Source organism: Streptomyces sp. NBC_01003 (assembly GCF_045162695.1).
GTDB lineage: Bacteria > Actinomycetota > Actinomycetes > Streptomycetales > Streptomycetaceae > Streptomyces.
The window spans coordinates 768,916-795,677 of sequence record NZ_CP108707.1; the positions used below are offsets into that span (position 1 = coordinate 768,916).

The window sequence follows — 26,762 nt, forward strand, 5'->3', positions numbered from 1 at the left end:
GCTCAACTGCCGTGCATGTCACGTCAGTTGAAACTACGCCCCGTGGTCGGCCTCCCGAGCCGCACGCTCGACCCGGCCTCGATGCTCCTCCCACCAGGCCGGGTCGTCCGAGGCCATGCTGTCGTTGCCCTTGCTCATCCCCGCGGCGCCGTCCACGAGTTCGCGGATGATGTCGGCATGGCCGGCGTGGCGATGCGTATCGGCGATGACGCGTACGACGGCATGATTCAGCGTCACCTCGTCCCTGCCACTGGGCCACCACGGCACCTTGCCGACGGTGTCCAGCGGCAGCGCGTCGATCGTCGCGTCGGCATGCGCCCACGCGCGCCGATAGAGCTCCACGATGAACTCGCGTGACTCGTCGGCGGTGGCCCACATGTCCGCGTTGAGCTCTGCGCTCTCCTCGACCCAGGGCAGGGACTCACCGGTCGGCCGCCCGAAGGTGTCACCGAGGTAGCCGAGTTCGACGCTGGCCACGTGCTTCACGAGGCCGAGCAGGTTGGTTCCGGTCGGTGTCAACGGGCGGCGGATGTCGTACTCGGACAGCCCTTCGAGCTTCCACATCAGGGCATCGCGGGCGGACTGCAGATAGAAGTGAAGGTCAGCTTTGGGCTCCGAAGCGGTCATGGGGCCAGTCTGCCGCCCGCGCGAGAGTCGTTCACCCTCGTCAGCGAACAATATGAACGCTACTGATCCCGTCATAGGATTTCGGCTCGGCCGTCCCTAGCATCTCCCCCGCCGCGCAACGGTGCGCGCAGGGTGACGAGGAGCAGGCCCATGGGCATGATGACCAGACGCATCGCATCGGGTTTCCGCACGAGGTCCGTGTCCGGTCGGCACCACCGGCGCGCGGCGACGGTTGCAGGCATCGCGGGTCTGGTCGCCTGCGCACTCCCCGTGCCGGCTTCCGCTTCGTCGGCCGCCCCCGCGAGCAGACCGGCCTCCACCGCCTGCCCCGCGAATCTGGCCGGGAAGGCGACCTGTTACACCGGCCAGGACTCGAACGGCGCCTACTACGCGATCGCCGTCCCCAAGACATGGAACGGCTCGCTCGTGGTGCACGCCCACGGCGGCCCTGACCTCGGCGCGGGGTCCGACCCCGAGCGCAGCGTCGACGACCTGAGCCGCTGGGCGGTGATGGTGGACGAGGGCTACGCCTGGGCCGGTTCGTCGTATCGGCGTGGTGGCTACGGGACGCGGATGGCCGCCGCCGACACCGAGAATCTGCGTCGCCTGTTCGTGACCGAGTTCGGCAAGCCGAGGCGGACCTACGTGCACGGCCAGTCCTGGGGCGGCAATGTCGCCGCCAAGGTCGTCGAGACCTACGGCGCGGCGAAGCGCGGCCCGTACGACGGAGCCCTTCTCACCAGCGGCGTTCTCGGCGGCGGTTCTCGCGGATACGACTACCGGGTCGACCTGCGCGTGGTCTATCAGTACTACTGCCGCAACCATCCCCGGCCCACCGAGCCTCAGTACCCGCTGTGGGAAGGGCTGCGTGCCGACTCGACCATGACGGCCGCCGGGCTGCGGGCGCGCCTTCAGGAATGCACCGGGTACGCCTCCGAACCCGAGGAGCGGACGGCGGCTCAACAGCGCAACCTCGACGACATCCTCGCGGTCACGAAGATCCCCGAGCGCACCCTCGAGTCGCACCTGCGGTTCGCCACGTTCACGTTCCGCGACATCGTGCACAGCCGGCTCGGCGGGCGGAATCCCTTCAGCAATCAGGGCGTACGGTATTCCGGCTCCCACGACGACCGGGCGCTCAATGCCGGGGTCGAGCGGTTCTCGGCCGACCCGACCGCCGTACGCGACCTCTCCTACGACAGCGACCTCACGGGCAAGGTGACCATCCCCGTGCTCACCATGCACGCGATCGACGACCCCACCGCGTTCGTCGAGCACGAGGCGGCCTACCGGGCCGGCCTCCAAGGCGCCCACCGCGAGCGGCACTTGGTGCAGACGTTCACTCGGGAAGGCGAACACAGTGAGCTGAGCAACTCCGAGTACGCCAACTCGATCACCGCACTGGACGCCTGGGTGCGGACCGGGAAGAAGCCGACGCCGAACTCGATCGCGGCCTCGTGCACCGCACTCGACGGCAGGTACGGCACCGGCTGCTTCTACGACCCGGGCTTCTCCCCCAGCGCTTACGCGTCACGGGTCAACCCGCGTCCGGGTGGCCTGCGTTGGCCGGCCATGACCGCCGGCCAGGAGAAGACCTGGAGCCGGATCGACGGCGTGGGCATCGCACCCTGAGACCACCGACGTGACCGCGATGCCACCGAGGGACGGCCCCGCTCCCGGTGGCATCACACCGTGGTGATCATGCCTCCGTCGATGACGAAGTCGGAGCCGGTGACATTGGCGGTTCGGTCGGAGGCCAGAAGCAGTACGAGCTCGGCGACCTCCTCGGGGTGGGTGAAGCGGCCGGTCGCGGCGTCCCGCGCGACGTGTTCGATGACAGCGTCCGCCTCAAGTCCCCCGGCCTGACCGACAGTTGCCGCTACGCCGTCCTTCCCCAGCCACATATCCGTGGCGACCGGACCCGGGCTGACGGTGTTGACGCGGATGCCGCTCGGCCCCAGCTCCTTGGACAGCGACTTGCTGAAGCTCAGCAGCGCCGCCTTCGCCGCGCAGTAGTCGATCACGAGCGGGTCGGGCAGTCGTGCGTTGATGGACGCCACCGTGATGATCGACCCGGCGGTGCGCTGGAGCATCAGCGGCAGCACCTCGCGGGTGGCTCGTACGGAGGCGAGGAAATTGATGTCCAGGGTGGTCGTCCAGTCCTGGTCGGTGACGGACGAGAAGCCACCGGTGCGCGTCCGGACCGCGCCGACGTTGTTGACCAGGATGTCGGGCGGCCCGAAGGCGGAGCCCGCCGCCGAGACGAGCGCGGCGGGCCCTTCGGGAGTCGCCAGATCCACCTCGACGGCCCGAACCGATCCTGTCCGGACGAGGTCGGCCAGTTCATCGCCCACGTGGCGCGCCCCTGCCGTCACGCGGACCCCTTCGGCCACGAGGGCCTTGGTGACGGCCAGCCCGATGCCCTTGCTCGCACCGGTCACCACCGCGGCTCTGCCCTTCAGCTTCAATTCCATGAGACGCCTTTCTGCGCCGGGCGGCGAGCGAAAACCGCGCAAACGGGACGGCGTTTCACAATACGGATTCCGGCGGCGCGCACGGCGCGACGCGCGGCAACACCGTCTGGCGCACATGGAGGACATGGTGGCCCGGCAGATCGGTTCGCCAGGGCGCCTGAAATCCGCTCCCTCATGAGCACACCGCCCGACGGATTGCCTCGCTACCGAGTCCTGACCGGCCCGTATGACGCCTCGTTCTGCCAACGCGTCAGCGAAGCGCTCGGCCTTGGCCACGAACTGCATCAAGGCCCCGCCGTCACCTTCGACGGTGGGAACGTCATCGTCGCCCAGGCAGTGGTCCGGCCGGCATCGCCGTAGCAGGATCGGTCACGATCGCGGCCCACTGCTCGGCGAACGCACCCCACAGCGCGCGCAGCCCTGTCTCCGCCCCAGCCACCTCGGCCACGACGCCGGCGGGTTCGAGTCCGAGGGCCCGCAGCGGGCCGACGTCCGACGTTCCCCAGGTGCGGATGTCGTCAGCCAGGACCTCGGGGTGGAACTGAACACCCCAGACAGATGTCCCGATCCGGTACGACTGATGGGCACAGCGCTGGCTGGTGACGAGCGGAACGGCTCCGTCGGGGAGGGTGCCGGTCTCCTCCCAGTGCCATTGCACCGCGCGCCATGGCATGCCCGCGCCCGCTTCCGAGAAGGGGCCGAACAGCGGGTCCGTTGCCGCCTCCTGAAGTGGCGTCAGTTCACAGAGTCCTACCTCGGGGTGTGCGGCGTGCCGGACTTCGCCGCCGCACGCCACCGTCAGCAGCTCCATGCCCAGGCAGATCGCCAGCGTGGGCACGTCACGAGCCACGGCCTGGCGCAGCAGGTCCCGTACAGGCGGCAGCCAGGGCGCGCGTTCATCGTCGTGCGGGCCCATCGAACCGCCGAGGACGAGCAGCGCATCGTGGTCGTCCAAGGTGTCGGGCAGTGCGTCTCCCGCCCAGGGGCGGCACATGTCGATCGACAGCCCCTGTCCGGCGAGGCGTTCACCGAGCTGAGCCGGGCCCGCATCCTCCTCGTGCTCGACGACGAGCACCCGCGCGGCGCTCACCGCCGCCCCTCCGCGACCAGTACACCCTGATGCAGGAAACACACCTTGTTCGACACCTCCCGGGCGAAGCCCATCTCGCGAGTGGCCAGCAGCAATGTCATACCTCCTTCGGGTAGTTCGCACACGATGACAGGCAGGAGAACGCACCACCCCCTCCCCTCACAGAGTGATGCGCGGGCCGTCCCATGGGACATGGCCCACCGCCCTGCCGTGCGGGTCGAGGAGTCGGCCCATGCGCTTGGCCGTGACGAGCGTGACCGTGCGATCGAGCACGCGCAGATCCGGGAGCTGCTCACACATGTGGGCCTCGAATCCCGTGACGTCCTCCGTCGTGCGCACCCATGCGATGACCAGGAAGTTGGCGGTCCCGCTCACCGCGCTGCACAGCCGGACCTCGGGCATGAGGCTGAGCGTGCGTGCTGCCGCGTTCAGTTGGTGAGCCGGGAGTTCGATGCGGTAGGTGGCGGTGAGCGGCCAGCCGGCGGCGCTCTGGGCGAAGTCGCAGCGGAAGTGGACGGACCGCGTCTCCAGCAGCCGCTGGAGCCTGCGGCGCACCGTCGCCTCGCTGACGCCCAGGTCCCTGGCCAGTTCCTGGTGGCTTCGCCGCCCGTCCGGGCCGAGCGCGGCGATGAGTGCCGCGTCGGCGGTGGCCCCAGTCGGGGAGCGGCGCGGAGGTTGCTGTGGGGGTACCAGGAGTGAGCGTTGCTGCCGGTCCAGAGCCCGCATGCGCCAGCCGCTCCCCTCTTGGTAGAGGCGCAGGCCGAGGTGGATGGCCGTCGCCTCCACGCCCGGCGCGGAGGGCAGATCCCGGCGGACGAGCACGGCGAGGGCGGCCGGCGTCGGGGCCGCCACGGTCAGGAACAGATCGAAGTCACCCGTCACCTCCTCGACGCTGAGGACTTGGGGCAGCGCGCACAGGCGGCGCGTCACTTCGTCGACGGTGTTCGGTCGGCAGCGTACGTCGACGTAGGCGAAGCTGGTCGTGCTCGCGGAGGGGTAAGCCGTCAGCCAGGCCAGCCCCTGACCGACCAGCCGGTGCCAGCGCCGGGACGCGGAGGTGGCGTCCACGCCGAGCGCCGGCCCGATCTGTGACCACGGCGCACGCGGGCTGCGCTGCAGGGCCTCGATCAACGCCAGGTCCGACTCCTGAAGCGAACCGGCCACCGTATCCCGGCGTCCTTCCGGCCCTTCTGTGCTGCTGTCAGGCATCGTGCACGGTTCTCCGTCGAATTCCTGCGTTATCACGAGTGAGTGATCAATGGTCCCCATCCTGGACTCACTTCGGCCCCGGTGTCGACCCCCGACCCCCGGACCCCGCCGGAGATCTGGGAGGACTGACATGGAGACCGACAGGTCCCTGACCGTTCCCGCGCCGCGCGAGGGCGTTGCCCTTGCGGGACGGCCTCGACGCCCGGCTGCCCGGCCTCGGCCTGCTCTACCGTGACCTGCACTCCCATCCCGAGCTGTCCATGCAGGAGCACCGCACGGCCGGGATCGTCGCCGCGGAGCTGCGTGGGCAGGGCTGGGAGGTCACCGAGGGCGTCGGCGGCACGGGGGTGGTCGGGGTGCTGCGTAACGGCGAAGGACCGGTGGTCGCGCTCCGGGCCGACATGGACGGCCTCCCCGTACGCGAGGCGACGGGACTCGACTACGCGTCCACGGATACGGCACTGTCGCCGGACGGCGAGCCGGTTCCGCTCATGCACGCCTGCGGCCACGATCTGCACACGGCGGCTCTGCTCGGCGCCACTGGCCAGTTGGCGGCGCACCGGGAACTCTGGCGCGGCACGCTGCTGGCGATCTTCCAGCCTGGCGAGGAAACAGCCGCCGGGGCCAGGGCCATGCTGGCCGACGGTCTCCTGGAGCGATTCCCGCGGCCCGACGTGGTGCTCGGCCAGCATGTGGGGCCGCTCCCGCTGGGTTCGGTGGCTACGCGCCCCGGTGTCGTGATGGCCGCGGCGGACAGTCTCAGGGCACGTCTGCTCGGACGGGGCGGGCACGGTTCGGCTCCGCACGCCACGGTCGACCCCGTGGTCATGGCGGCGGCGACGGTCATGCGGTTGCAGGGAATTGTGGCCCGCGAGGTCTCGCCGACGGAGTCGGCGGTCGTCACGGTGGGCTCACTGCGGGCCGGCACCAAGGAGAACATCATCCCCGACGAGGCCGAACTCAAGATCAATATCAGGACGTTCGACGCCGCCGTGCGGGAGCGGGTGCTCGCCGCGGTGCGCCGTACGGTCGAAGGGGAGGCAGCGACCTCCGGCGCGCCTCGCCCCCCGGAGTTCAGCGAGATCAACTCCTTTCCCCTCCTTTCCCCTGACGGTCAATTCGGACGGGGCGACGGAACGCGTCCTCCGCGCGCTCGGGGCGGGCGGCGCTCAGGTGCACACCCTGCGCTCCCCGCTGTCGGGCAGCGAGGACTTCGGCCTGCTCGCCACTGCGGCCGAGTGTCCGTCCGTCTTCTGGTTCTTCGGCGGCACGGAGCCCAGCAGCTGGGAGGGCGCCGATCCGGCGGGCGAGCAGCCGCCCACCGCGCACGGCAACCACTCGCCGTTCTTCGCACCGGTGGCGGATCCCGCGCTGCGTAACGGGGTCACTCATCTGCTCGACGCCGCCGCGGAGTGGCTCGACTCGGTGTGAACCTGGCGCCGGTCCAGGGCCGGGGCCCACGCGCACGCGCACCATGGGGTCGTACAGCACTGCACTCAGCCCCGGCCCTCCGGACGCCGCGCCACAAAGACCAACTCCTTGCCGGGGCGGTCAGCGGCGTCACGAACCTCGTCGACCACGAAGCCTCGCGAGACCAACTGCGCCTCGATCTCCGGCTGTTCGCGGAACCGCAGGGTCGAATCGGAGGTCAGCACCTCACCGTCCTCGGCGAATACGTACGTCCACCGGAACGTCACCAACGGCCCACTCACGTCGGTCACCTCGACCCAGCTCTCGACCACACCAACTCCCGGGATCCGCGTCTTCGAGTAGGACTCCTCGCGGTTCCACTCCTCCCAGGCACGTCTGGCCGGGTCCCGCGTCTCTAACACCAGGCGCCCGCCGGGCCGCAGTGCCTCGTACGCCCCATGCAGCGTCCGCCGCCAGACCGTCGGGTCGACGATGGCCTGCGCGACGTTCGCCGTCATGGTCGCCAGATCCGTCCGCAGGGGCGGGAGCGCTGTCGCGTCGCCACAGATCCAGCGCACCCGCTGGCTGCCGGGCTTGCCCCGGGCCACATCGACGGACGCCCGCGCGGGGTCGACCCCCACGACCTCGATCCCCCGATCGGCGAGCAGCAGCGCGAACACTCCCGTCCCGCAGCCGATGTCCAGCACCCGACGCGCTCCGAACTCCTCCGCCATACCCACGTACGCGTCGAGATCGCTGCGGTCAGGATCGAGCGCGTCGTACACGGCGGCGAGCCGTGGATGTTCAAATCCCTCATCTGGCATGCGACCGAAGGTATCGGGCACGATCCGTGAACCCCCGACAACTTCCGGCCAGTTCCGCTCGGCACAACCGCGGCGCGCCGTCATGTGTCCAACCACAGAACGCCGGCAGGAGCCGGCAACGGGGGAACGGGGACGCGGACCATGGAGAAGTACAGGGTCACCCAGCACATCACGCGGTTCTTCTGGCTTCCGCGCGGCACGGAACGGCGTCAACCCACGTCGTACGCGCGCCTGACAGGGATCTGGCTGGCGTCGATCGCCGTCGGGACGGCGGTCACCGCGGCCGGTTGGGACGAGGAGTACGGCGGCGCCGACATCATGACCGTGATCGTCGTCCTGAACGTCATCGACGACATCATCACGGGCGTGCGGCACCGTTGGCCGGCCGCACTCGCGGCAGTGGCCCTCCTGTACGGCGGGAGCCGGCTCACCGGCGCCGTCCTGTCCGGCTCCCCCGAACCGGCCTGGGCCACGACCATCGCCGCCGCCGTCGGCGTCACACTCGCCCTCGCGGCAACGGCCGCCGTCACCCGGCTCCCGCAACGCCTGGCAATCACGGCCCGGTGAGCCGCATGGCACCGCCGGTTCGCCCCGCAGGTTGAGCTGCGTCGGTACGTACGCCGTGGCACTCTGGCCGCATGACCATCGAGGTTCGCCCGGCTTCGGTCTTCGAGGATGTCCGTACCCTCGTCGGCCCGAAGTCGCCCGCGTCGACCGTCTGCTGGTGCCTGAGTTACCGGATCCCCTCCAAGCTCAACAACGAGCTCCGTGGACCGGCCCGCGGCGAGTACGTCGCCGAGCTGTGCCGCACGGGTCCCCCACTCGGAGTTCTCGCCTACGACGGTGCCGAACCCGTCGGCTGGGCCGCTGTCGCACCACGCGCGGACACCTCTTTCGCGCGCAACCGCAAGATCCCCCATGTCGACGACCTGCCGGTGTGGTCGCTGTGGTGCATCCGGGTCCGCCCCGGCCACCGCAAGAAGGGCATCTCGCACGCTCTCATCGCGGGCGCCGTCGAGTACGCCCGCGCACAGGGCGCACCGGCGATCGAGGCGTACCCCTTGGACAACGGCGACGCGAAGGTCGACCTCACGATGGCATACGCGGGGCTGCGCAAGAACTTCGAGCGCGCGGGGTTCACCGTCGCCGCTCGGACCACCTCGGTGCTGGCCGGCCACCCCAGGGTTCTGATGCGACTCCGCCTTGAGTGACCTGGACGGGCCACCGGGGACACCACGGGCCCCGCACTCTGGCAGTACGAGGCCCGTACAGCACTCAGGAGATGGTCAGGCGGTGACGGAGTACCACCGCGAGCAGTGGCCTCGCCCTTCACCACACAGACGCGCATGTTGAAGGTGTGGCCCTCCGGAAGGTTCTGGGTGTTGCAGTGGACGGCCGGGGCGGTGTCGTGATTGGTGTTCGCGGAGAGGCCGACGGCGAGTTCGGCGCGGATGTAGTAGCCGTCGCCCGTGCCGTCCTCGGCACACACGGTGTCGCCCTTGCGGGCGTCGGTCGGATCCTGGTACCACCTGCCGTCGCCGGCGAACTCGCCATTGATGTAGGCGTAGATCGTCGTGCCGTTCGGGTCGGGCGAATTGCTGAAGGAGACCGATGGCGCCGCGCTCGCGGGTCCGGCCCCGAATCCGAGAGCCGCGGCGGTGATCATGACGCCACTGGCGGCGACCGAGGCGACTCGCTCGGTGATCTGCATGGGATGTTCCCCCTGTAGTTGTGGCCCGCCTGGCCATACCTCCGCAGGCAGCCCAGAGGCTTCCGGCGACGCGGTGTCGCGGCTCCCGGCCGGTGGCTCGATGCCCAGGCGGCGGACGGCGTACAGCGAGAAGTCCAGTGCCTGGTCGTGTCCGTACGCCTCAGAACAGAATCCCCGAGCCGCACCGGGGAGTCGTTAGCGCTCAGTCCACGGACCGCTTGGCTGTGAGTCGCCATCGGACCGGTGCGTGGCGGACCCATCCGCCTACGGGCCCCGTGCACGCGCTGAGTAGGATTCCCGCACCTCGCTCCGCAGGGTGAGGCACAGGGCGGGGCTTGGGGCAGCGAGGGGCATATGAGATCCGGGATCGGGGACTTCGTCCGCGCGGGAGTGGGCCTGCTCCTTGCCGTCGTACTGCTCGGGGCGTCCTGGCCGCTGTGGCAGACCGCGCAACAGGCGCGCGGGGACGACGTCGCCTTCTCGAAGGTGGCCATCGTCGAGAACGGTCGTCGCACCGGCCAGTTGAAGGTGTGCGGAGGCCTCAACCGCAAGCCGTACTGCCTGCAGCGCGAACGCGTCACCGTGCGGGACTCCGCCTACACGCCCAAACGCTCCCGCACCAAGTACACCCTGGAACTGACCCGGGCCGACCACCGCCGCACGATGGAACTCGCCTACAGCGACACCCGCTCCCACGACGAGCGGGACTCGGTGTACGGGCGGGCACGGGCCGGGGAACCGGTGACGCTGTTCTGGTGGCGCGGCTCGGTACGCATGATCCAGGCCGGGAAGGACAGCGGCGACGACAGGTCCGTCGTACACACCAGCCGCTACCCGGGCCGGCTCTTCACTACGCCCGCGGCCCTGACCTCCGTCCTGTGGGGGCTCGGACTCGGGCCGCTGTGGGCGGCGATGTGGCTGCTGCTGCGCGGGCGGCGCAACCCGCTGACGATGGCATGGCAGTGGCTCGCACCCGTACTTGCCCTGGCCACCGCGGGCGGCGTCGGGGCATTGGCGGCGTTGATCGAACCCCGGCCCCGAGCGGTGGTGCTGAGCTTCGCGGTGGCGGCCGTGGCCCTACTGGTACCCGCTCTGCTCTGGCTGCGGTGGTGGACGCGGACCCGGCTGCCGCGCAAGTGCGACGTGGAGCCGGTGGAGCCGGTCGAATTGCACGCGGTGGACGGCGCCGTGTCCGGCACCGGCGCGTGGAAGCTCGCCATCAAGGGCCCGCTGTACGTAGGACCGGACGTCATCGGCACGACCCCTGACCCGGCCGCGAAGGTGGCGCTGAAGCCGCTGCCGGGCCCGCTGCGGGTGATCACCGTACGGCCGCCGTACCGCAGCGACCCGCGCGCAGTACGCCGGTACTCGATCCACCCCTACCTCGACGAAGAAGCACGCGCACAGAGAGCAGAACAGCAGCGCTGGTACAGCCGCGGGCAGCAGACCCAACCGACCCACCCCCTCGTCGCCGTCTGCGAGGTCCTCGACGGCCCGGGCCGGGGCTCGGAGGTACTGATAGCAGCACCGGAGCAAGACATGCCGGAGGTGCTGGGCGCCATCGCCGCCCACGCTCGGCAGTGGCCGTGAGCCGCTCCCGCGGGCCGCTCGGGCAGGCCCCCATCACGCGTATCGGAGTGGGGCTTCAGCGGCTGCACGACAATGCAGTCACGAATGCATCACTCGATATTCATATTTCCTTCACGTTCTCTACTCACGCACTACCCTGATCCCGCCTGTAACACCTCAGGGGGGACAACATGACCAACGCGTACACAACGCCGCCCGCACCGCGTCCGGTTGACACCCGTCCGCTGCGCAAGCGCAAGCGCGTGTGGCTCGGCGGGTCGGGCCTGCTGCTCACCGGTGCGCTCATAGTGGGCGCCGGCAACGGCGATCAGCAGCCCGTCGCCGCCGAGGCCAAGCCCGGGCCGACCGTCACCGCCACCGTGACGGCCACGCCGAAGCCCGCGCCGACCGTCACCGAGACCGTCAAGGCCAAGGCGAAGCCGCGCCCCACGGTCACCGTCACGAAGACCGCCCAGGCCGCCGCCGACACCGGCAGCGATAACGGCAGTGGAAGCGGCAGCCAGGACACCACCGGCACCTGCTCGATCGTCTCCAACTCAGGGAACTGCTACTCGGCGGGCCAGTTCTGCCGCAACAGCGATCACGGCGCCGTCACCACCAACGAGGGCGGCACGGGCATCAAGTGCGTGTACAGCTCCAACGCCTGGCGCTGGAAGTACGCCTGACGGCGCATCGCCTCACCCCGAGGCGGACCCCGCACCGCGTTCACTCGCGCCGGCCTGCCACTCGCGGCCGATTGATCGAATGAGTGCCGGATACACGCCCACGTACCGGAACGGCTTGATGGCTGCTCGTCGCCGCCGATCACGGCCCGCGCAGCCGCGGGGAAGTCATGCAGCTGACCAGGGACCGGCTCCTGCGGTAGTCGTCCGTATCAGGCCGCCGCGTACTTCATTCTGCTCGCGGCCGAGACCTCACGTCCCCGGTGGGACGGGCGGCAGAATCGTCGCATGCAGCCGGTCTTCGTTCTCGTACACAGTCCGTCCGTGGGTCCCTCGACCTGGCACCCCGTAGCCGAACGCCTCGAGGCGGCGGGTCACCAGGTGCGGGTGCCGTCCCTGCTGCACGTCGCAGCCGGCCCCCCACCCTTCTGGCCCCGCGTCGTCAGCGCCGTCCGGGACGACCTCCGGCAGGTCCCGGACGGCAGCCCCGTCACGTTGGTGGCACACAGCAACGCGGGCTTGTTCCTCCCCGTGATGCGCGCGGGTCTCGACCATCCGGTGACCGGCTCGGTCTTCGTCGATGCCGCGCTGCCGGCCCGTACCGGACCAACTCCTGTCGCGTCACCGGAGATACTGGAGTTCCTCACCCCCATGGCCGTGAACGGCACACTGCCGCGCTGGACCGACTGGTGGGACGAGGCGGACGTGGCACCCATGTTCGCCGATCCGACGACGCGTCGGACCGTCATCGAGGAGCAGCCCACCCTGCCGCTGTCCTTCTACGAGCAGCACATTCCGGTCCCGGACGGGTGGGACGACCACCCGTGTTCCTACCTGCTGTTCGCCCCGCAGTACGAGGATGTCGCCGCCGAAGCGCGCGAACGCGGCTGGCGCGTGGCACACCTGCCGGGTGAACACCTCCATCAGATCATCGATCCTGAAGGCACGGCCCGGCACCTCATCGAGTTCGCCCGCACACCTTGAAGCGTGAGCCACCTCGCCTCGACGTCACACCAAATGGTTCCGCTCCCGTGCGAGACTCGGGGCATGGCAGGTTCTGGGGAGTTCGAGCCGGAGTCGGAGCGGGTTACGCGGCAGCTCCGGGACGACATTCTCGATGGTGTGCGCACGCCCGGCAGCAAGCTCGTCGAGCGCGAGCTGGCGGCACAAATAGGGGTGAGTCGCGTACCCGTTCGCGATGCCCTGCGCGTGCTGGTCGCCGAGGGTCTGGTGACTCCGCGGCCGCGGACGTGGGCGGTCGTGAGGGAGTTCACGCCTACGGACATCGCTGATCTGAACGAGGTCCGCGAGGCCCTTGAGGTGATGACCTTCCGTCTGGCCGCTCAGCGGGGTGACCGCGTCGGCCTCGAGCGGCTCCGCTCCAACCTCGACGAGGAACTCGCGGCCGCCCGGGCAGGCGACGCGGTTCGCGCCCGGCGTGCGGCGGCGGACTTCCACGAGACCGTGACGTCGATGGCGGCCAACGAGTTGCTGAGCGAACTCGAAGGTACGTTGCGCAGCCGGATGCGGTGGCTGCTTGGCCGGCACGACAACCTCCTGGCGATGGCGCTGGAGCACGAGGCCCTCTACGCCGCTGTCGCCGAGCGCGATGTCGCACTCGTCGAGGAACTCGTCGTCCAGCACCTGGAGAACAGCCGCCGCGCCATCGCCGACAAGCGCCGCTGACCGCACCTCCCCGATCAGCCCTCCCTTGTCGACCCTGATCACTGCCAGGAGACGAGGAGGGCTGACGGGCTGGGCGCGATGGCCGCCCAGAGGGCGCGGATCAGCCTCGTACGAGGGCCAGTTGGTCGGCGACGACCACTCCGTCGTGCAGGACCGTGCGGTCCGTGCCGCGGTCCATCACCGCGCTGGACGGTGTCTCGCCGTCGACAAGGAGCAGGTCGGCCCGGTCACCGACCGCAAGGCCGGGACGGTCGCCGACCCCGGCAAGGCGGGTGACGTCGTGGCTCATGATCGACGCCCCGCCCATCGTCGCGACCGCCAGGGACATCTCGATCAGCTCGTCACGGCGGAAGTTGTTGGTGAAGGCGAGCTGCCAGGTGCGGTCGAGCATGTCGCAGTTGCCGTACGGGCTCCAGTAGTCGCGCTGGCCGTCCTCGCCCAGGCCGACGCGCACGCCCGCCTCGGTCAGATCGACGAGTGACAGCTGCCCACGGGCCGACGGCGCCACGGTGGCCATCGCGATGTCCAGCTCGGCGAAGTCGTCGATGATGCGGCGGCTCACCGACTCGGAGACCGAGCCCAGTTCATAGGCGTGGGACATCGTGACCTTGCCCTGCATGCCGAGCGCCCGGGTACGCTCAAGGATCAGATCGGTGGAGAACACGCCCAGCTCCCCGGGCTCGTGCAGGTGGATGTCCACCTCGACCTGGTACTTCTCCGCGAGCCCGAACACGACGTCCAGGTGGCCCTTGGGATCCCGGTCCAGGGTGCAGGGATCGATGCCGCCCATCACGTCGGCGCCCGCCTTCAGCGAGGCCTCCAGGTATTCGACGGTGCCCTTCTCGCGGAGGATGCCCGCCTGCGGGAACGTCATGATCTGGACCTCGGCCCGACCGGCGAACTTCTCCTTCGCGGCCACCACCGCCTCGAACTTCTCGAGCTTGCAGTCCACGTCGACCTGGGCGTACGACCGCACGCGGGTGGTGCCGTGGGCGATCATCCGCTCCAGGGTGCCGGCCACCCGCTCCACGAGGGGGACCTCCGCGGAGCGCCAGTTCTCGCGGTCGTTCATGGTCATCGTCCACACTCCCGGCCCGCCGGTGTGCGGCCGGAACGGCAGGCCGATCCGGGTCGAGTCCAGGTGCACGTGCACGTCGCTGAACGACGGCAGCAGGAGCCGGCCGCGGCCCTCCACCACTTCGCCGGACGGCTGCGCGGCGGCGTCGTACGGGCGGATCGCCGCGATGCGGTCGCCGGACAGGACGACGTCGCTGCGCTCGCCACCCCACGGACGGACGTCACGGATCAACACTGCTGTCACCTCTCTGCTGTGCCTTGTGGTGCTCTGTTGCGCGGTACTGCTGTTCATAGGGACAGGGATCGGGCTACCGGGTCGTCGTGGCCGGCATCTCGGCCGCGACGTCGGCGTGGTGGCAGGCGATGTCGCCGCTCGGCACGCTCTCCGTGCACAACTGGCGCTGCTGCGGGTCCAGTTGCGTATGCACGGGGCACCGGGACCGGAACACACAGCCGCGCGGAGGGTCGGCCGGGCTGGGCAGATCGCCCTTCAGCCGGATCCGCCCGCTCCGGTCCGCCGCCGGGTCGGGCTGCGGTACGGCGGACAGCAGCGCCCGCGTATACGGGTGTTCCGGAGCGCCGAAAACCCTTGAGGTGTCTCCGTATTCCATGATCTTGCCGAGGTACATCACCGCGATGCGGTCGGCGAAGTGCTGGACCACGGACAGGTCGTGGGCGATGAAGAGGTAGGCCACCCCGGTGTCCCGCTGGATGTCCTCGAGGAGGTTGATGACCTGCGCCTGTACCGAGACGTCCAGCGCGGACACGGGTTCGTCGCAGATGATGAGTTGCGGGTCCAGGGCGAGCGCCCGGGCGATGCCCACGCGCTGTTTCTGACCGCCGGAGAACTCGTGCGGGAAGCGGTTGTAGTGGTCGGGGCGCAGCCCCACCCGGTCCATCAGGTCCCGCACCTTGGCCTTGACGCCGCCGGCCGGCGTGATCCGCTGGGCGACGAGCGGCGCGGCGATCGCGCTGCCCACGGACTGGCGGGGGTTGAGCGAGGACGAGGGATTCTGGAACACCATCTGCACCCGGCGCCGGTATTCCTGCAGTTCCGACCGGCGTAGCTCGGCGATCTCCCGGCCGTCGAGCCGGATGCTCCCGGACGTCGGATCGAGGAGGCGCATGAGCAGGCGGCCGGTGGTCGACTTGCCGCAGCCCGACTCCCCCACCAGGCCGAGGGTCTGTCCGGCGTCGACGGAGAAGCTGACGCCGTCCACGGCTTTGATCGCGCCGCCGCCGGGCCTGAAGGCGCGGGAGCGGATCGGGAAGTGCTTGGTCAGGTCGGTGACCTCCAGCAACGGCGTCATCGGGCCACCTCTCCGGTCGGTTGCAGCGTGTCGAGGTGGCACCGTGAGGGGTGCCCGTCGATGCCGGTCAGTGTCGGGCGGCGCGTACCGCAGGCGTCGTCGGGCACCAGGTGCGTCTTCGGGCAGCGGTCGGCGAAGAGGCAGCCGTCGGGCAACGCCAACAGTGAGGGCGGGAAGCCCGGGATGGGGTTGAGCCGCTCGGACCGCTGCGCCAGCGACGGCATCGAGGCCAGCAGTCCCTGGGTGTAGGGGTGTCGCGGGTCCTTGAAGAGGTTCGCGACGGTCGCCTGCTCCACGCACTCGCCGCCGTACATCACCACGACCTGGTGACACACCTCGGCGACCACGCCGAGGTCGTGGGTCACCAGAATGACGGAGGTCCCGGTCTCGTCCTGCAACTCGTTGAGCAGGTCGAGGATCTGGGCCTGCACGGTGACGTCGAGGGCCGTGGTGGGTTCGTCGGCGATCAGCAGCTCGGGTTCGCAGACAAGGGCCATGGCGATCATCGCGCGCTGCCGCATACCGCCGGAGAACTCGTGCGGGTAGGCCGAGTAGCGGCGTTTCGGGTCGGGGATTCCGACGTGGCCGAGCATGTCGACGGCGACCTGTGCCGCGGCCTTCTTGGACACGTTGTTGTGCACCCGGTAGGCCTCGGCGATCTGGGCGCCGACGGGGTAGAAGGGGTGCATGGCCGACAGCGGGTCCTGGAAGATCATCGCGATCTTCTTGCCGCGGTAGGCGCGCATCTGCGTCTCGGTGAGCGTGTTGAGGTCCTGTCCGTCGAGGAGGATCTGTCCGGTGACGGCGGCCGTGGTGTCCTTGAGCAGGCCCATGAGTGCCTGGGACGTGACGGTCTTGCCGGATCCGGATTCGCCGACGATTCCTACGGTTTCCCCACGCGCCAGGGTCAGGTCCATCCCGTTGACGGCGTGCACCACACCGTCGTCGGTCGGGAAGCTCACCCGTAGATCGCGGATGGCCAGCATGGGCGCGGCTTCGGGCGTGGTCATCAGGCGACCCTCACTCGCGGGTCGATCACCGCGTAGGTGATGTCGACCAGGACGTTGGCGACAATGATGAAGAACGCGGCCATCATGGTGATGGCCATGGTGACCGGCAGGTCGCCGGCCTGCGCGGCGTGCACCGCGGTGAATCCGACGCCCGGCACCGAGAAGATCTGCTCGGTGAGTACGGCTCCGCCCAGCAGGCCGCCGATGTCGAGGCCGAGCATGGTGACGACGGGAGTGATGCCGGCCCGCGCACCGTGCTTGAACACGATGTTCCGCCGGGACAGTCCCTTCGCGCGGGCGGTACGCATGAAGTCCTCGCCGAGAGTCTCCAGCATGTTGCTGCGGGTGACCCTGATGTACTGCGCGCTGAACAGGACGGCCAGCGCCACCCATGGCAACAGGTAGTTCAGGAACCAGCCGCCGGGCCCCGCGGCGTCGAACGGGGTGGCGATCTCGTTGGTGGTGAACGGCAGCAGGTCCAGCGTGCTGACGAACAGGAGCAGCAGCAACAGGCCCGTCACCGGAATGGGCAGCGATACACCGACGGAGGCGCCGCCGACGATCAGCTTGTCGGCGAACCGGCCCTTGCGGAGTGCCGCAAGCAGACCGAGGCCGACACCGGCGATGGTCCACAGCACGATCGCACCGCTGGCCACCGACAGTGTGTACGGCAGGGCCCGGCCGATGATCGTCGTGACGTCCTCGTTGGTCTGGAACGACTTGCCCAGGCACGGCCAGTTGCACAGGGTCTCGGCGCCGGGTGCGCCGACCGTGTGGCTGCCGACCAGCCCCGACATGTACGTGAAGTACTGGGTGAGGAAGGGCTTGTCCATCCCGAGCGCGACCCGGGCCTCGGCGATGCGCTGCGGTGTGCACTCCTGACCGCAGGCCGCCGCGGCCGGGTCCGCCGGACCGAGCTGGAACAGACTGAACGTCACGAAGCTGATGACAAACAAGAGCACGATCATCGCGACGAAGCGCCGCATCAGGAAACTGGTCATGGGTGCGACCTGCCGGCTCGGGATGAACTCACCGTTCGATTACCTCTCTTGTGCAGCGTGCGTCAGTGCTCGGCGCCGACGATCGACAGGTCGATGGCGCCGAAGAAGTAGCCCATCTGGGCGCCTCGGACCTTGGAGCCGACCACGCTGCTGGTGTAGCTGCGCACCAACGGGACGAGCGGGTAGGTCTGCATGGTCCGGTCGAAGAGGGTGGCCCACTTCTTGCCCAGTTCCTCGCTGGTCCCGTTGGTGCCGCGGAGCTTGTACATGTCGCGGGCGATCTCCGGGTCGTGGAAGCGCGAGATGTTGGAGAAGCCGTAGGTCTTGCCGTCCAGACTCGGCCCCACGTTCGGGTCTACGGTGGTGCGCACCGAACCGCTGTCGGCGCCGCCGCACCAGCCGCTGCGGGCGACGTCGGGCATCTGGTCGCCTGCCAGCACGGTGTAGTAGTTGGCGGCCGGGATCGGGCGCAGTTGCAGGTCGATGCCGAGCTTCTTGAAGTTCTGCTGGAGCACGGTGCCGACGTTCTTGTAGCGGGCGTTGGTGTCCGCGTAGCCGTAGACCAGCTTCTTGGGGACCTTCTTGCCCTTCAGGAGCTTCTTGGCCTCGTCCAGTTTCGGCTTGCCCGCGGGGTCCAGGTCGGTGTGCTGCGCGACGTAACCGCGCTGGGCCGGGTTGATGTACGACTGGGCCACCTTGCCGAAGCGTGCGCCGCCGTACTGGACCTGGATGGCGCCCCGGTCGATGGAGAGTGCCATCGCCTTGCGGACGTCGGGGTCCTTGATGGTCTCGGTGTTGAAGTTGAGCACGTCGGTGCAGCCCAGGAGACCTGCCGCGGTGCGCGTCTTGACCTTCGGGTCGTTGAGCTTGGCCGCGTCGGACGCCTGCAGTCCGCCGTTGCTGTCCAGCGTGATCGCCGTCGGGTCCGAGTCGGCGAGCAGCTGCTGGCTGATGGTGGCCTGGGCCGTGGACAGCGAGAAGGTGAACGTGTCAGGCAGGGCGGGCCTGTTGGGGTCGGTGGCAGGGTCCCACTGGTCGTTGCGCACCAGCTTCATCGAGCGTCCACGGTCGTACGACTTGATCTTGTACGGGCCCGAGGAGACCGGGTGGTTGGTGTAGTCGAGCTTGGTGTCCTTGGCCTTCGGCACCGGCGCCGTGTTCGACCGCGACACCAGCGCGGGGAACTCGGCGAACGGCTGCTTGAGGTGGAAGACGACGGTGTGGTCGTCGGGGGTGTCGATCGCCTTGAAGTCGCCACCGGCGTACGGGCCCTTGTAGCCGTCGTCGGCCAGGGCCGAGTTCAGCTCCTGCGGTGCCTGGGTGTAGACGTCGCGGGCGTAGGTGCGCTCGACGCCGTACTTGACGGCCTTGCTCGTGATCGGCGTGCCGTCCTCGAACTTCAGACCCTTCTTGAGGGTGTAGGTCCAGGTGAGGCCGTCGGCGGAGGCCTTGCCCAGGTCGGTGGCCAGGTCCGGCACGATGGTCGGCGGCCGGCCGGCGGTCTCCTTGGCCATGGTCAGGGTGCGGTAGTACAGCTGGCCGACGTTGGCGGTCTGTACGTAGTTGCTGTTGCCGGGGTCCAAGGTCTGGAAGTCCGAGGACATCAGGACGTTGATGTTCCCGCCCTTGGTGGTGTAGCCCTTGCCGACCGTCACCGGCGCGTAGGCGTCCGCCTTGGCGTCGGCCCGGTCACCGGGAGTGGGCTTGGGGCCGCCGCAGGCGGTGAGGGCCAGCCCGGCACTCACCGTCAGGGCGAGCGCCGCCTTGGTGCTTCGATTCACTGCGTCTCCTTGCGGACGGGAAAGGGATGGCGCACGTCAGGGGCCGACCCGAGGTGCGTCAAGGTGGATCAGAGGTGGGCGGATCAGCTTCGGGACGACTTCGGGTCGAGGGCGTCCCGGACCGCGTCGCCGAGCAGGTTGAAGGCGAGCACGGTGATCACCAGTGCGCCGGCCGGGACGGCCAGGAACCACGGGTCGGAGAGGTACCAGTTGCCCGACTGGGCCGCGTTGAGCATCTGGCCCCAGGAGGGAGTGGGGTCCTTGACCCCGACGCCGAGGAACGAGAGGGCCGCCTCCGCGGTGATGTTGGTGGGGATCATCATCGTCGCGTAGACCAGCACGACCCCCATCACGTTGGGGATGATCTGCCGGAAGATGATGCTCCGGTGGGAGGCACCGTAGGCCTGCGCGGCCTCGACGAACTCCTGCTGCCGGATCGAGAGCACCTGGCCACGCACAACTCGCGCCAGGTACGCCCAGCCGAAGAAGCCGAGGATGATCACCAGTGAGGCGATCGGCACGAGGCTGCCGGAGTCGAGGGAGGTGCCCCGGAGCCGGGACTGGAGGATCGGGGTCAGCGACAGGACGAGCAGCAGGTGCGGGAAGGCCAGGAACAGGTCCATCACGCGGCTGATCACCATGTCGACCTTGCCGCCGAAGTATCCGGCGGCCGCGCCGAGCACGGTGCCGAGGACCACCGACACCACGGTCGACAGCAGCGCGATGGTGAGGGAGATCCTCGCGCCGTAGGCCATGCGGGCGAAGATGTCGCGCCCGAGCCCTGGTTCGAGTCCGAGCCAGTGCTCGCCGGACGGGAAGCGGTAGTACGACAACGGCAGGCCAGGCGTGTCGAAGTCGTCCAGGAATTCGGGCCCGGTCCGGGCAGTGAACGGGTCGGAGCCCTCGATGGCCACCAACACCGGGGCCAGGACGGCGAACAGCACCATCAGGGCCACCACGATCAGCGCGGCGACAGCGATCCGGCTGCGCCGAATGCGAAGCCATGCCGTTCCGAGCAGCGATCGCGCGGTGGCGATCTCGGCGGTCGGCTCGCGCTCGGTTGGCGCGGCCTCGGACTCCGGTGAAGGCAGGGTGGCCACCTGCCCTTCGGAGGGCTCCGGCGCGCTGGCGCGGCGCGTCCGACTCGGCGACTCATGCGGATCCGGCACGTCGATCCTTCGGTGCTCGGGGGTGTGGGTGGCCGGAACGGTATACCAAGAATCGCGGTTTCCACCAGGGTGATGTGACATCCGGCGCATCACCGTTGTGCAGACCACAAATCAGCCTTACTTGCCTTGTCATCGGCGGGTTATGGTCATGCGGAGCGCGGTGCGAGCCCGGCGCCGGTGACCTGTCCGACGGTGCGGCGCAGCCCTTCGCACCCGGGGACTTCGGCGGCCAATCCGCCTACTTGGTGTACCAAATCTGAGAGGGATGTCGATGACAACCTTGGTGACCGCTTCATGGGTGATCGCCCACGACGGACGCTCACACGTGGAGATCCCGGACGGTGCCGTGCTGATCGATGGCGACACCGTCCTCGACGTGGGTACGCGCGCCGAACTGGCGCGCCACGAGGCCGACGAACACATCGACCTCGGTGACGCGGTGATCACCCCCGGCCTCATCGACCTCGACGCCCTCACCGACATCGACCACCTGATCCTGGACTCCTGGGCGTCCCCGGATCTGTCCTCGGGCTTCACCTGGTCGACGGACTACTTCGCCGCGCCCCGCGCGGTGTTCGACGCGGCGCAACGGCGCACTGTGCGCGAGTACGCACTGACCCAGCTCGCCCTGCACGGCGTCACCAGCTACATGCCGATCGCCTCCGAGGTGCACAGCGACTGGGCCGAGACGTACGAGGACTTCGTGGCGATGGCCGAGGTGTCCACGAAGCTGGGTCTGCGTGCCTTCCTCGGGCCGTCGTTCCGGTCCGGGGTCAACGTGATCGGCGCGGACGGCAAGCGCACCGTGCAGTTCGACGAGCAGGCGGGCCGGCGTGGCCTGGCCGACGCGCTGCGCTTCCTGGACCACACCACACAGCTCGCCGACCCGCTGGTGACCGGGGTCCTGCTCCCCTGCCGGATCGAGACGCTCACCCCGGACCTCCTGCGCGACATCGCCCAGGCCGCACACCAACGCGGCGCGCTGGTACGGCTGCACGCCCTGCAAGGCATGTCCGAGCGCGACTTCATCCAGCACACCTACGGGCGTACGCCGCTTCAACTCATCGCCGAATCAGGGCTGTTGTCGGACCGGCTGATCGTTCCGCACGGAGTGGTGCTGGACGTACACCCGGAAGTGCTCGGTGCCGACACCGGAGATGTCGCGGTGCTCGCCGACGCAGGTGTGTCGATCGTGCACTGCCCGCTGACCAACGCCCGGTACGCCCACAACCTGCATACGTTCGCCGGTTACCGGGCTCGGGGGGTGAACCTGTGCCTCGGCACGGACTCCTTCCCGCCGGACCTGATCCGGGGGATCGACGTGGGCACCCAGGTCGCCAAGATCCAGGCCGGTGACCTGGGCCAGGGCCGTCTCGCCGGCTACTTCGAAGCGCTCTGGACCGGTGGCGCGACAGCGCTGCACCGGCCTGACCTCGGCCGCCTGGCCCCGGGGACCACCGCCGACCTCGCGGCTTTCGCCCTCGACGACTTCCGCATGGGCGTCACCGAGGATCCGCTGCGCACCCTCGTACTCAACGGCACCGCCCGCGACGCGGTCCTGACGATGGTCGCGGGCAAGGTGGTGATGCGTGACGGCGCGATCCCCGGCGTCGACCTTCCCGCGCTGAGGCGCGCCGGGCAGGAGCTGTTCGACCTGATGCGGGCGGCGTATCCGGAGCGGGACCATCGGGGTCGCCCGGTGGACGAGCTCTTCCCGCCGGTGTTTCCGCGAGGGTAGGGCACTTGGCCCCTCCCCCTCGATAATCGCTGGCGCGGCACTCCGCCCCCTGGTGGGGTGTGGGGATGAACGAAGGCAAGGAGAGCCGGGCGGCCGTGCTGACGCTGCCCACGCTGGAGCTCCGGCATCACGCCGTCATCGCGGGCGAAGACGGTGAGGAGCAGGTGGCGGCGTCCGTCGGTCCGGACGGGCAGGTCATCGCTTTGTGGTCGAAGCCGCGCGACGTCGCCGGACTCTCGGCCACTACGACCAGCGCCGGAGGCGCGACGTTCCCCGAACCGCGCGCGACGAAAGCTGTCGACGCCCGCGTGTCGGTGCACGCGCCGCACCTCACGGCCTCCGTTGAACTGCCCGGCCTGGAGCTCGCCCACGTCACCGTTCAGCCACTGCCTGGAGCGCGGATGCTTGTCGTCGGCGCCCGAGCCAGGTGGCGGCCGGAAGGCGCTGACCGTAACGCGATCGTCTACGACGCCGACGGCCGCGTGGTCGCCGAAGCCACCCTCGGCGACGGAATCTCGCACGTCTTCACCACGCACACCGGCGACATCTGGGTCGGCTACTTCGACGAAGGGGTCTACGGCAACCTCGGGTGGGGCAACCCGGGCACACCGGCACCCATGGGCCAGTACGGCCTGATCCGCTTCTCCCCCGACCTTGAGACGCAGTGGCACTTCCCGTCGCACACATCCGAGCCGTGGGGAGCGATCAGCGACTGCTACGCACTCAACATCGACGGTGACGCCACCTGGGCCTGCTACTACACGGACTTCCCGATCGTCCGCATACGCGACGGCGTGGTCACGTCCTGGCACAACAGCGTGGCCGGAGCCACGGCCCTCGCCGTCGAGGACTCACGCGTCGCCCTGCTCGGCGGCTACGGACCGCACCACGACCGGCTGTCCGTGGGCACCCTCGACGGTGAAGAGCTCCGCATCACAGCCGAGTACCGGATCGTGCTGCCGAACGGTGATCCCCTGCCGAAGTACGCACAAGTGATCGGCCGCGGCCCGGACTTGCACATCCTTTCGGGCAACGACTGGTACCGACTCACCCTCAGGGACATCCCCCATGCCGCTCCCTGAGAGACTGCACGTCATGACCACCGCCACACGCAGCACCACTGTCGAGATCCCCACCGGCGACGGCACCGCCGACGCCTATCTCGTTCACCCCGACGACAACGCCGCACACCCGGCCGTCCTGCTCTACATGGATGCCTTCGGGATGCGCCCTCATCTCCGGGCGATGGCCGACCGGCTCGCGGCGGCCGGCTACACCGTGCTCGTCCCCAACGTGTTCTACCGTCGCGGCCGGGCGCCGGTCGTGGCGCTGCCCGACTTCATCAGTGACGCCGAGCGGCCGGCGCTGTTCGAGCAGATCGTCCCCCTCATGGGCGACCTGACCGCGGAGGCGGTGGCACGCGACTCCGCCGCCTACCTGTCCTGGCTGGCCGACTGCCCCGCGGCCGCCGCAGGACCCGTCGGCGTCACCGGCTACTGCCTGGGCGCCCGCCTGGCCCTGCTCACCGCGGGCAGCCATCCCGAGAGGGTCGCGGCGGCGGCCGGCTTCCACGGCGCGGGCCTGGCCACCGACGACCCCACGAGCCCCCACCTCCTCGCCGGCCGGATCACCGCGGAGCTCTACTTCGGTCACGCCGACCAGGACCAGTCCATGCCACCCGAGCAGATCGAACGCCTCGACAAGGCGCTCTCCGCGGCGGGCGTCCGCCACCACTCCGAGGTCTACACGGGCGCCCACCACGGCTTCACCATGGCGGACACCAACCGCTTCGACGCCGAGGCCGCGGAACGGCACTGGGTCGCGCTCCTCGACCTGCTGGGCCGCAACCTCTGATTCCGCTGCATGCCTAGATGGCCTGGGAGGCCGCCGCGCGCAGCGTTCGTGCTGCAACCTCCAGGCCTTCGAGCGGGCCCAGTTCGAGGTCTTCGTGCTCGCTGTTGACGGCCATGTCCGCGTCGACGTCCCGCAGCGCGCCGGCCTGTTGATGACCTTCGCGCGAGCGGGGGTGGACGTTCCCGGCGACGTGTCGGTCGTCGGTTACGACGACAGCCATCTCTCCCACCTGATGCCCATCGGCCTCACGACCGTCCGCCAGGACGCCCTCCTCATGGCCGAACAGGCGGTGCGCTTCGCCGTGGAGCGCCTGGCGAACGGTGAGTTGACGCCGAGGGAGGCGGTTCCCGATCCGAAGCTGGTGGTACGAGGGACGAGCGGCCCGCCGCGTAATGGCTGACGAACCGGGCCGCCACCATGTATTCGTGCGCCGTCTTTCAGGCCGCGACAGTCCCGCTCACCTAGCGTGTCGCCGCCTGGAACGTGCGCCGGTACGCCAGCGGCGAGACGCCGATCGCGGCATGCAGATGCTGCCGCAGTGACGCTGCCGTCGCGAAGCCCACTTCGCCGGCGATCCGGTCCACCGGCAGATCGCTGGACTCCAGCAGGTGACGCGCCCTCGCGACCCGCTGCTGGGTGAGCCACCGACCCGGGCTCATCCCGGCCTCGTCCCGGAACCGCCGGGCGAACGTACGCAGGCTCATCTGCGCATGGTCCGCGAGTTCGGCCAGCGTCAGCGGCAGGTCGAGGTGGTCCAGTGCCCACTCCCTGGTGGCGGCCGTACCGGCGGCGGACGCCTCGGGGACGGGCTGCTCGATGTACTGCGCCTGGCCCCCTTCGCGCCAGGGCGGCACCACACACCTCCGCGCCACCTGGTTGGCCACCTCGGCGCCGAAGTCCTGCCGTACGACGTGGAGGCAGACGTCGACACCCGCTCCGGCACCGGCCGAGGTGAGGATGTCGCCGTCTTCGACGAAGAGCACATCGGGGTCGAGCTTCACCTGCGGGAAAAAGAGCCGGAAACTGTCGGCCAGGGCCCAGTGCGTGGTGGCGCGACGGCCGTCGAGCAGACCGGCCGCCGCGAGGACGAAGGCGCCGGTGCAGATGGACACGACGCGGGTGCCGGGCCGGATGTGCGCGAGAGCGGCGGCCACCGGGCCCGGGAGCACGGACCCGTTGGGCGGGCACTCGTCGACCGGCGGGATCACCACGGTGCCCGCCTCGCCCAGCGCTTCGGGGCCGTGCTCGACGGTGATCAGGAAATCGGCGTCCGTGCGCACGGGGCCACCGTCGACGCTGCAGGTGCGGATCTCGTACCGGCCGTCCGCGGCGCCGAAGATCCGCCGCGGAATGCCCAGCTCGAACGGATGGACTCCGTCGAGCGCCAGCACCACAACCCTGTGCACGCCACTGCCGCCCCTGACGCCCCTGACGTCACCGACACCACTGCCACTGCCACTGCCACTGCCACTGCCACTGCCACTCATGGCACGATCCTATCGAATGGTGGCAGTCATGCCATTTTCTCGGGCGGTCGGCCACGGCACGCTGGAGCGGTGAGCACTTCAGAGAACACCGCACCCACCACGCCCGCCGCCCCCACCATGCGGGCCGTCAGCCAGGACACCCTCGGCGCCCCCGAGGTACTCAAGGAGGTCGAGCGCGAGCGCCCGGCACCGGGACTGAGCGAGATCCTGATCAGGGTCCATGCCGCAGGCGTCAACCCGACCGACTGGAAGCACCGGGAGCACGGCATCTTCCTCGGCGAACCGCCGTTCATCCTCGGCTGGGACGTGTCCGGAGTCGTCGAGCAGACGGGACTCGGCGTGACCCTGTTCAAGCCGGGCGACGAGGTGTTCGGCATGCTGCCCTACCCGCACGGTGTGGGCTCCCATGCCGAGTACGTCACCGCGCCCGCCCGCGCTTTCGCACACAAGCCGTCCGAGGTCGACCACGTGCAGGCGGGCGCCATTCCGCTCGCCGCGCTGACCGCCTGGCAGGCCCTGGTCGACACCGCTCAGGTGCAGCCGGGGCAGCGCGTCCTGATCCATGCGGCGGCCGGCGGCGTCGGCCATCTCGCCGTGCAGATCGCCAAGGCGCGCGGCGCGTACGTGATCGCCACGGCCAGCGCGGCCAAGCACGACTTCGTACGCGGTCTGGGCGCCGACGAACTGATCGACTACCGCACGACCGACTTCACCGAGGCAGTCCGCGACGTGGACGTCGTCCTGGACACCATCGGCGATGACTACCGCAGCCGCTCCCTGCCCACGCTGCGCCCGGGCGGTCTGCTGGTCTCCATCCTCCCGACCGGCACCACGGAGCTGGCCGAGGAGGCCGAGCGGCTCGGCGTGCGGGGCGTGGAGATGATCGTGGAGGCCGATCACGCCGGAATGAACGCGATCGCCGACCTGATCGCCACGGGGAAGCTCCGCGCGACGATCGCCGACACCTTCCCGCTCGCCGAGGCCGCCAAGGCACACGAGCTGGGTGAGACCGGCCGGACAACCGGCAAGCTGGTACTTGTCGTGCGGTAATG

The 26,762-nt window shown here is 69.5% G+C and carries 26 protein-coding genes and 1 pseudogene; 14 read left to right on the top strand and 13 right to left on the bottom strand.

Annotated elements, in window-relative coordinates:
- Nucleotides 1–33: 33 nt before the first annotated feature.
- On the bottom strand, nt 34–627 hold the full coding sequence (locus OG698_RS03685; RefSeq protein WP_406101377.1) for a DinB family protein: 594 nt from the start codon (nt 625–627) through the stop codon (nt 34–36).
- A gap of 156 nt (nt 628–783) precedes the next feature.
- Between OG698_RS03685 and OG698_RS03690 the strand changes: the two genes are divergently transcribed.
- Complete coding sequence (locus OG698_RS03690; RefSeq protein ID WP_406110821.1) at nt 784–2,259, top strand: hypothetical protein; 1,476 nt, start codon at nt 784–786, stop codon at nt 2,257–2,259.
- Between the two features lie 53 nt (nt 2,260–2,312).
- Here the strand turns inward: OG698_RS03690 and OG698_RS03695 are convergent, their stop codons facing one another.
- Nucleotides 2,313–3,101 carry an oxidoreductase gene (locus tag OG698_RS03695; protein WP_406101378.1) on the bottom strand — a complete coding sequence of 263 codons (789 nt, stop codon included), beginning with the start codon at nt 3,099–3,101 and terminating at the stop codon, nt 2,313–2,315.
- Nucleotides 3,102–3,275: 174 nt separating this feature from the next.
- On the opposite strand from OG698_RS03695, the gene OG698_RS03700 reads away from it, so the two are divergent.
- Entirely contained in the window at nt 3,276–3,461 is a 186-nt protein-coding gene (locus OG698_RS03700; protein WP_406101379.1) for a DUF1737 domain-containing protein, read from the top strand.
- Here the strand turns inward: OG698_RS03700 and OG698_RS03705 are convergent.
- Both OG698_RS03705 and OG698_RS03710 read right to left on the bottom strand, forming a co-directional pair.
- Nucleotides 3,421–4,191, bottom strand: a complete 771-nt coding sequence (locus tag OG698_RS03705) for a type 1 glutamine amidotransferase (protein WP_406101381.1) — start codon at nt 4,189–4,191, stop codon at nt 3,421–3,423. The genes OG698_RS03700 and OG698_RS03705 overlap by 41 nt on opposite strands.
- 159 nt (nt 4,192–4,350) lie before the next feature.
- A complete protein-coding gene (locus OG698_RS03710; RefSeq protein WP_406101382.1) occupies nt 4,351–5,355 on the bottom strand; it encodes an Lrp/AsnC family transcriptional regulator in 1,005 nt (334 codons plus the stop codon).
- A 227-nt stretch (nt 5,356–5,582) separates the two neighbouring features.
- On the opposite strand from OG698_RS03710, the gene OG698_RS03715 reads away from it, so the two are divergent.
- The gene (locus tag OG698_RS03715; RefSeq protein ID WP_406101384.1) at nt 5,583–6,779 is read left to right on the top strand and encodes an amidohydrolase; all 1,197 of its coding nucleotides are present in this window, start codon (nt 5,583–5,585) and stop codon (nt 6,777–6,779) included.
- Nucleotides 6,780–6,896: 117 nt separating this feature from the next.
- On the opposite strand, the gene OG698_RS03720 is transcribed toward OG698_RS03715, so the two are convergent.
- A complete protein-coding gene (locus OG698_RS03720) occupies nt 6,897–7,634 on the bottom strand; it encodes a class I SAM-dependent methyltransferase (protein WP_406101385.1) in 738 nt (245 codons plus the stop codon).
- A gap of 141 nt (nt 7,635–7,775) precedes the next feature.
- On the opposite strand from OG698_RS03720, the gene OG698_RS03725 reads away from it, so the two are divergent.
- The 6 genes from OG698_RS03725 to OG698_RS03750 all read left to right on the top strand — a co-directional run bounded on the left by OG698_RS03725 (nt 7,776) and on the right by OG698_RS03750 (nt 13,283).
- Entirely contained in the window at nt 7,776–8,201 is a 426-nt protein-coding gene (locus tag OG698_RS03725) for a hypothetical protein (RefSeq protein WP_406101387.1), read from the top strand.
- Between the two features lie 71 nt (nt 8,202–8,272).
- Entirely contained in the window at nt 8,273–8,845 is a 573-nt protein-coding gene (locus OG698_RS03730) for a GNAT family N-acetyltransferase (RefSeq protein WP_406101389.1), read from the top strand.
- 854 nt (nt 8,846–9,699) lie between these two features.
- Nucleotides 9,700–10,935, top strand: coding sequence for a hypothetical protein (locus OG698_RS03735; RefSeq protein WP_406101390.1), 1,236 nt, complete (start codon nt 9,700–9,702; stop codon nt 10,933–10,935).
- Nucleotides 10,936–11,105: 170 nt separating this feature from the next.
- Nucleotides 11,106–11,600, top strand: a complete 495-nt coding sequence (locus OG698_RS03740) for a hypothetical protein (protein WP_399975937.1) — start codon at nt 11,106–11,108, stop codon at nt 11,598–11,600.
- Nucleotides 11,601–11,921: 321 nt separating this feature from the next.
- A complete protein-coding gene (locus OG698_RS03745; RefSeq protein ID WP_406101392.1) occupies nt 11,922–12,581 on the top strand; it encodes an alpha/beta hydrolase in 660 nt (219 codons plus the stop codon).
- A gap of 63 nt (nt 12,582–12,644) precedes the next feature.
- Entirely contained in the window at nt 12,645–13,283 is a 639-nt protein-coding gene (locus OG698_RS03750) for a GntR family transcriptional regulator (RefSeq protein ID WP_406101394.1), read from the top strand.
- A gap of 100 nt (nt 13,284–13,383) precedes the next feature.
- Here OG698_RS03750 and OG698_RS03755 read toward each other — a convergent pair whose 3' ends face one another.
- The 6 genes from OG698_RS03755 to OG698_RS03780 form a co-directional block, all read right to left on the bottom strand.
- Nucleotides 13,384–14,595, bottom strand: a complete 1,212-nt coding sequence (locus OG698_RS03755; RefSeq protein WP_406110823.1) for an amidohydrolase — start codon at nt 14,593–14,595, stop codon at nt 13,384–13,386.
- Nucleotides 14,596–14,668: 73 nt separating this feature from the next.
- Nucleotides 14,669–15,670 (bottom strand): ABC transporter ATP-binding protein, encoded by a 1,002-nt coding sequence (locus OG698_RS03760; protein WP_406101395.1) that lies wholly within the window; start codon nt 15,668–15,670, stop codon nt 14,669–14,671.
- Nucleotides 15,667–16,680 carry an ABC transporter ATP-binding protein gene (locus tag OG698_RS03765; protein ID WP_406101397.1) on the bottom strand — a complete coding sequence of 338 codons (1,014 nt, stop codon included), beginning with the start codon at nt 16,678–16,680 and terminating at the stop codon, nt 15,667–15,669. The genes OG698_RS03760 and OG698_RS03765 overlap by 4 nt, the downstream gene beginning before the upstream one ends.
- Complete coding sequence (locus tag OG698_RS03770; RefSeq protein WP_399975949.1) at nt 16,680–17,681, bottom strand: ABC transporter permease; 1,002 nt, start codon at nt 17,679–17,681, stop codon at nt 16,680–16,682. The genes OG698_RS03765 and OG698_RS03770 overlap by 1 nt, the downstream gene beginning before the upstream one ends.
- A 62-nt stretch (nt 17,682–17,743) precedes the next feature.
- The gene (locus OG698_RS03775; RefSeq protein ID WP_406101398.1) at nt 17,744–19,462 is read right to left on the bottom strand and encodes an ABC transporter substrate-binding protein; all 1,719 of its coding nucleotides are present in this window, start codon (nt 19,460–19,462) and stop codon (nt 17,744–17,746) included.
- A gap of 83 nt (nt 19,463–19,545) precedes the next feature.
- A complete protein-coding gene (locus OG698_RS03780) occupies nt 19,546–20,553 on the bottom strand; it encodes an ABC transporter permease (protein ID WP_406110825.1) in 1,008 nt (335 codons plus the stop codon).
- A gap of 349 nt (nt 20,554–20,902) precedes the next feature.
- Here OG698_RS03780 and OG698_RS03785 point away from each other — a divergent pair, with 349 nt between their 5' ends.
- The 3 genes from OG698_RS03785 (at nt 20,903) to OG698_RS03795 (ending at nt 24,223) form a co-directional block, all read left to right on the top strand.
- Nucleotides 20,903–22,369, top strand: coding sequence for a chlorohydrolase family protein (locus tag OG698_RS03785; protein WP_406101399.1), 1,467 nt, complete (start codon nt 20,903–20,905; stop codon nt 22,367–22,369).
- 65 nt (nt 22,370–22,434) lie between these two features.
- Nucleotides 22,435–23,451, top strand: coding sequence for a hypothetical protein (locus OG698_RS03790; protein WP_406101401.1), 1,017 nt, complete (start codon nt 22,435–22,437; stop codon nt 23,449–23,451).
- Nucleotides 23,452–23,464: 13 nt separating this feature from the next.
- On the top strand, nt 23,465–24,223 hold the full coding sequence (locus tag OG698_RS03795) for a dienelactone hydrolase family protein (RefSeq protein WP_406101402.1): 759 nt from the start codon (nt 23,465–23,467) through the stop codon (nt 24,221–24,223).
- A gap of 13 nt (nt 24,224–24,236) precedes the next feature.
- On the opposite strand, the gene OG698_RS03800 is transcribed toward OG698_RS03795, so the two are convergent.
- On the bottom strand, nt 24,237–24,443 hold the full coding sequence (locus OG698_RS03800; RefSeq protein WP_406111733.1) for a hypothetical protein: 207 nt from the start codon (nt 24,441–24,443) through the stop codon (nt 24,237–24,239).
- Between OG698_RS03800 and OG698_RS03805 the strand changes: the two are divergent.
- Nucleotides 24,366–24,623 (top strand): annotated as a pseudogene (locus OG698_RS03805) (substrate-binding domain-containing protein); the annotation flags it as partial. The gene OG698_RS03800 and the pseudogene OG698_RS03805 overlap by 78 nt on opposite strands.
- 61 nt (nt 24,624–24,684) lie before the next feature.
- Here OG698_RS03805 and OG698_RS03810 read toward each other — a convergent pair.
- Nucleotides 24,685–25,629, bottom strand: coding sequence for a GlxA family transcriptional regulator (locus tag OG698_RS03810; RefSeq protein ID WP_406101403.1), 945 nt, complete (start codon nt 25,627–25,629; stop codon nt 24,685–24,687).
- Between the two features lie 198 nt (nt 25,630–25,827).
- Here OG698_RS03810 and OG698_RS03815 point away from each other — a divergent pair, with 198 nt between their 5' ends.
- Nucleotides 25,828–26,760, top strand: coding sequence for an NADP-dependent oxidoreductase (locus OG698_RS03815; RefSeq protein ID WP_406110827.1), 933 nt, complete (start codon nt 25,828–25,830; stop codon nt 26,758–26,760).
- Nucleotides 26,761–26,762 lie beyond the last annotated feature (2 nt).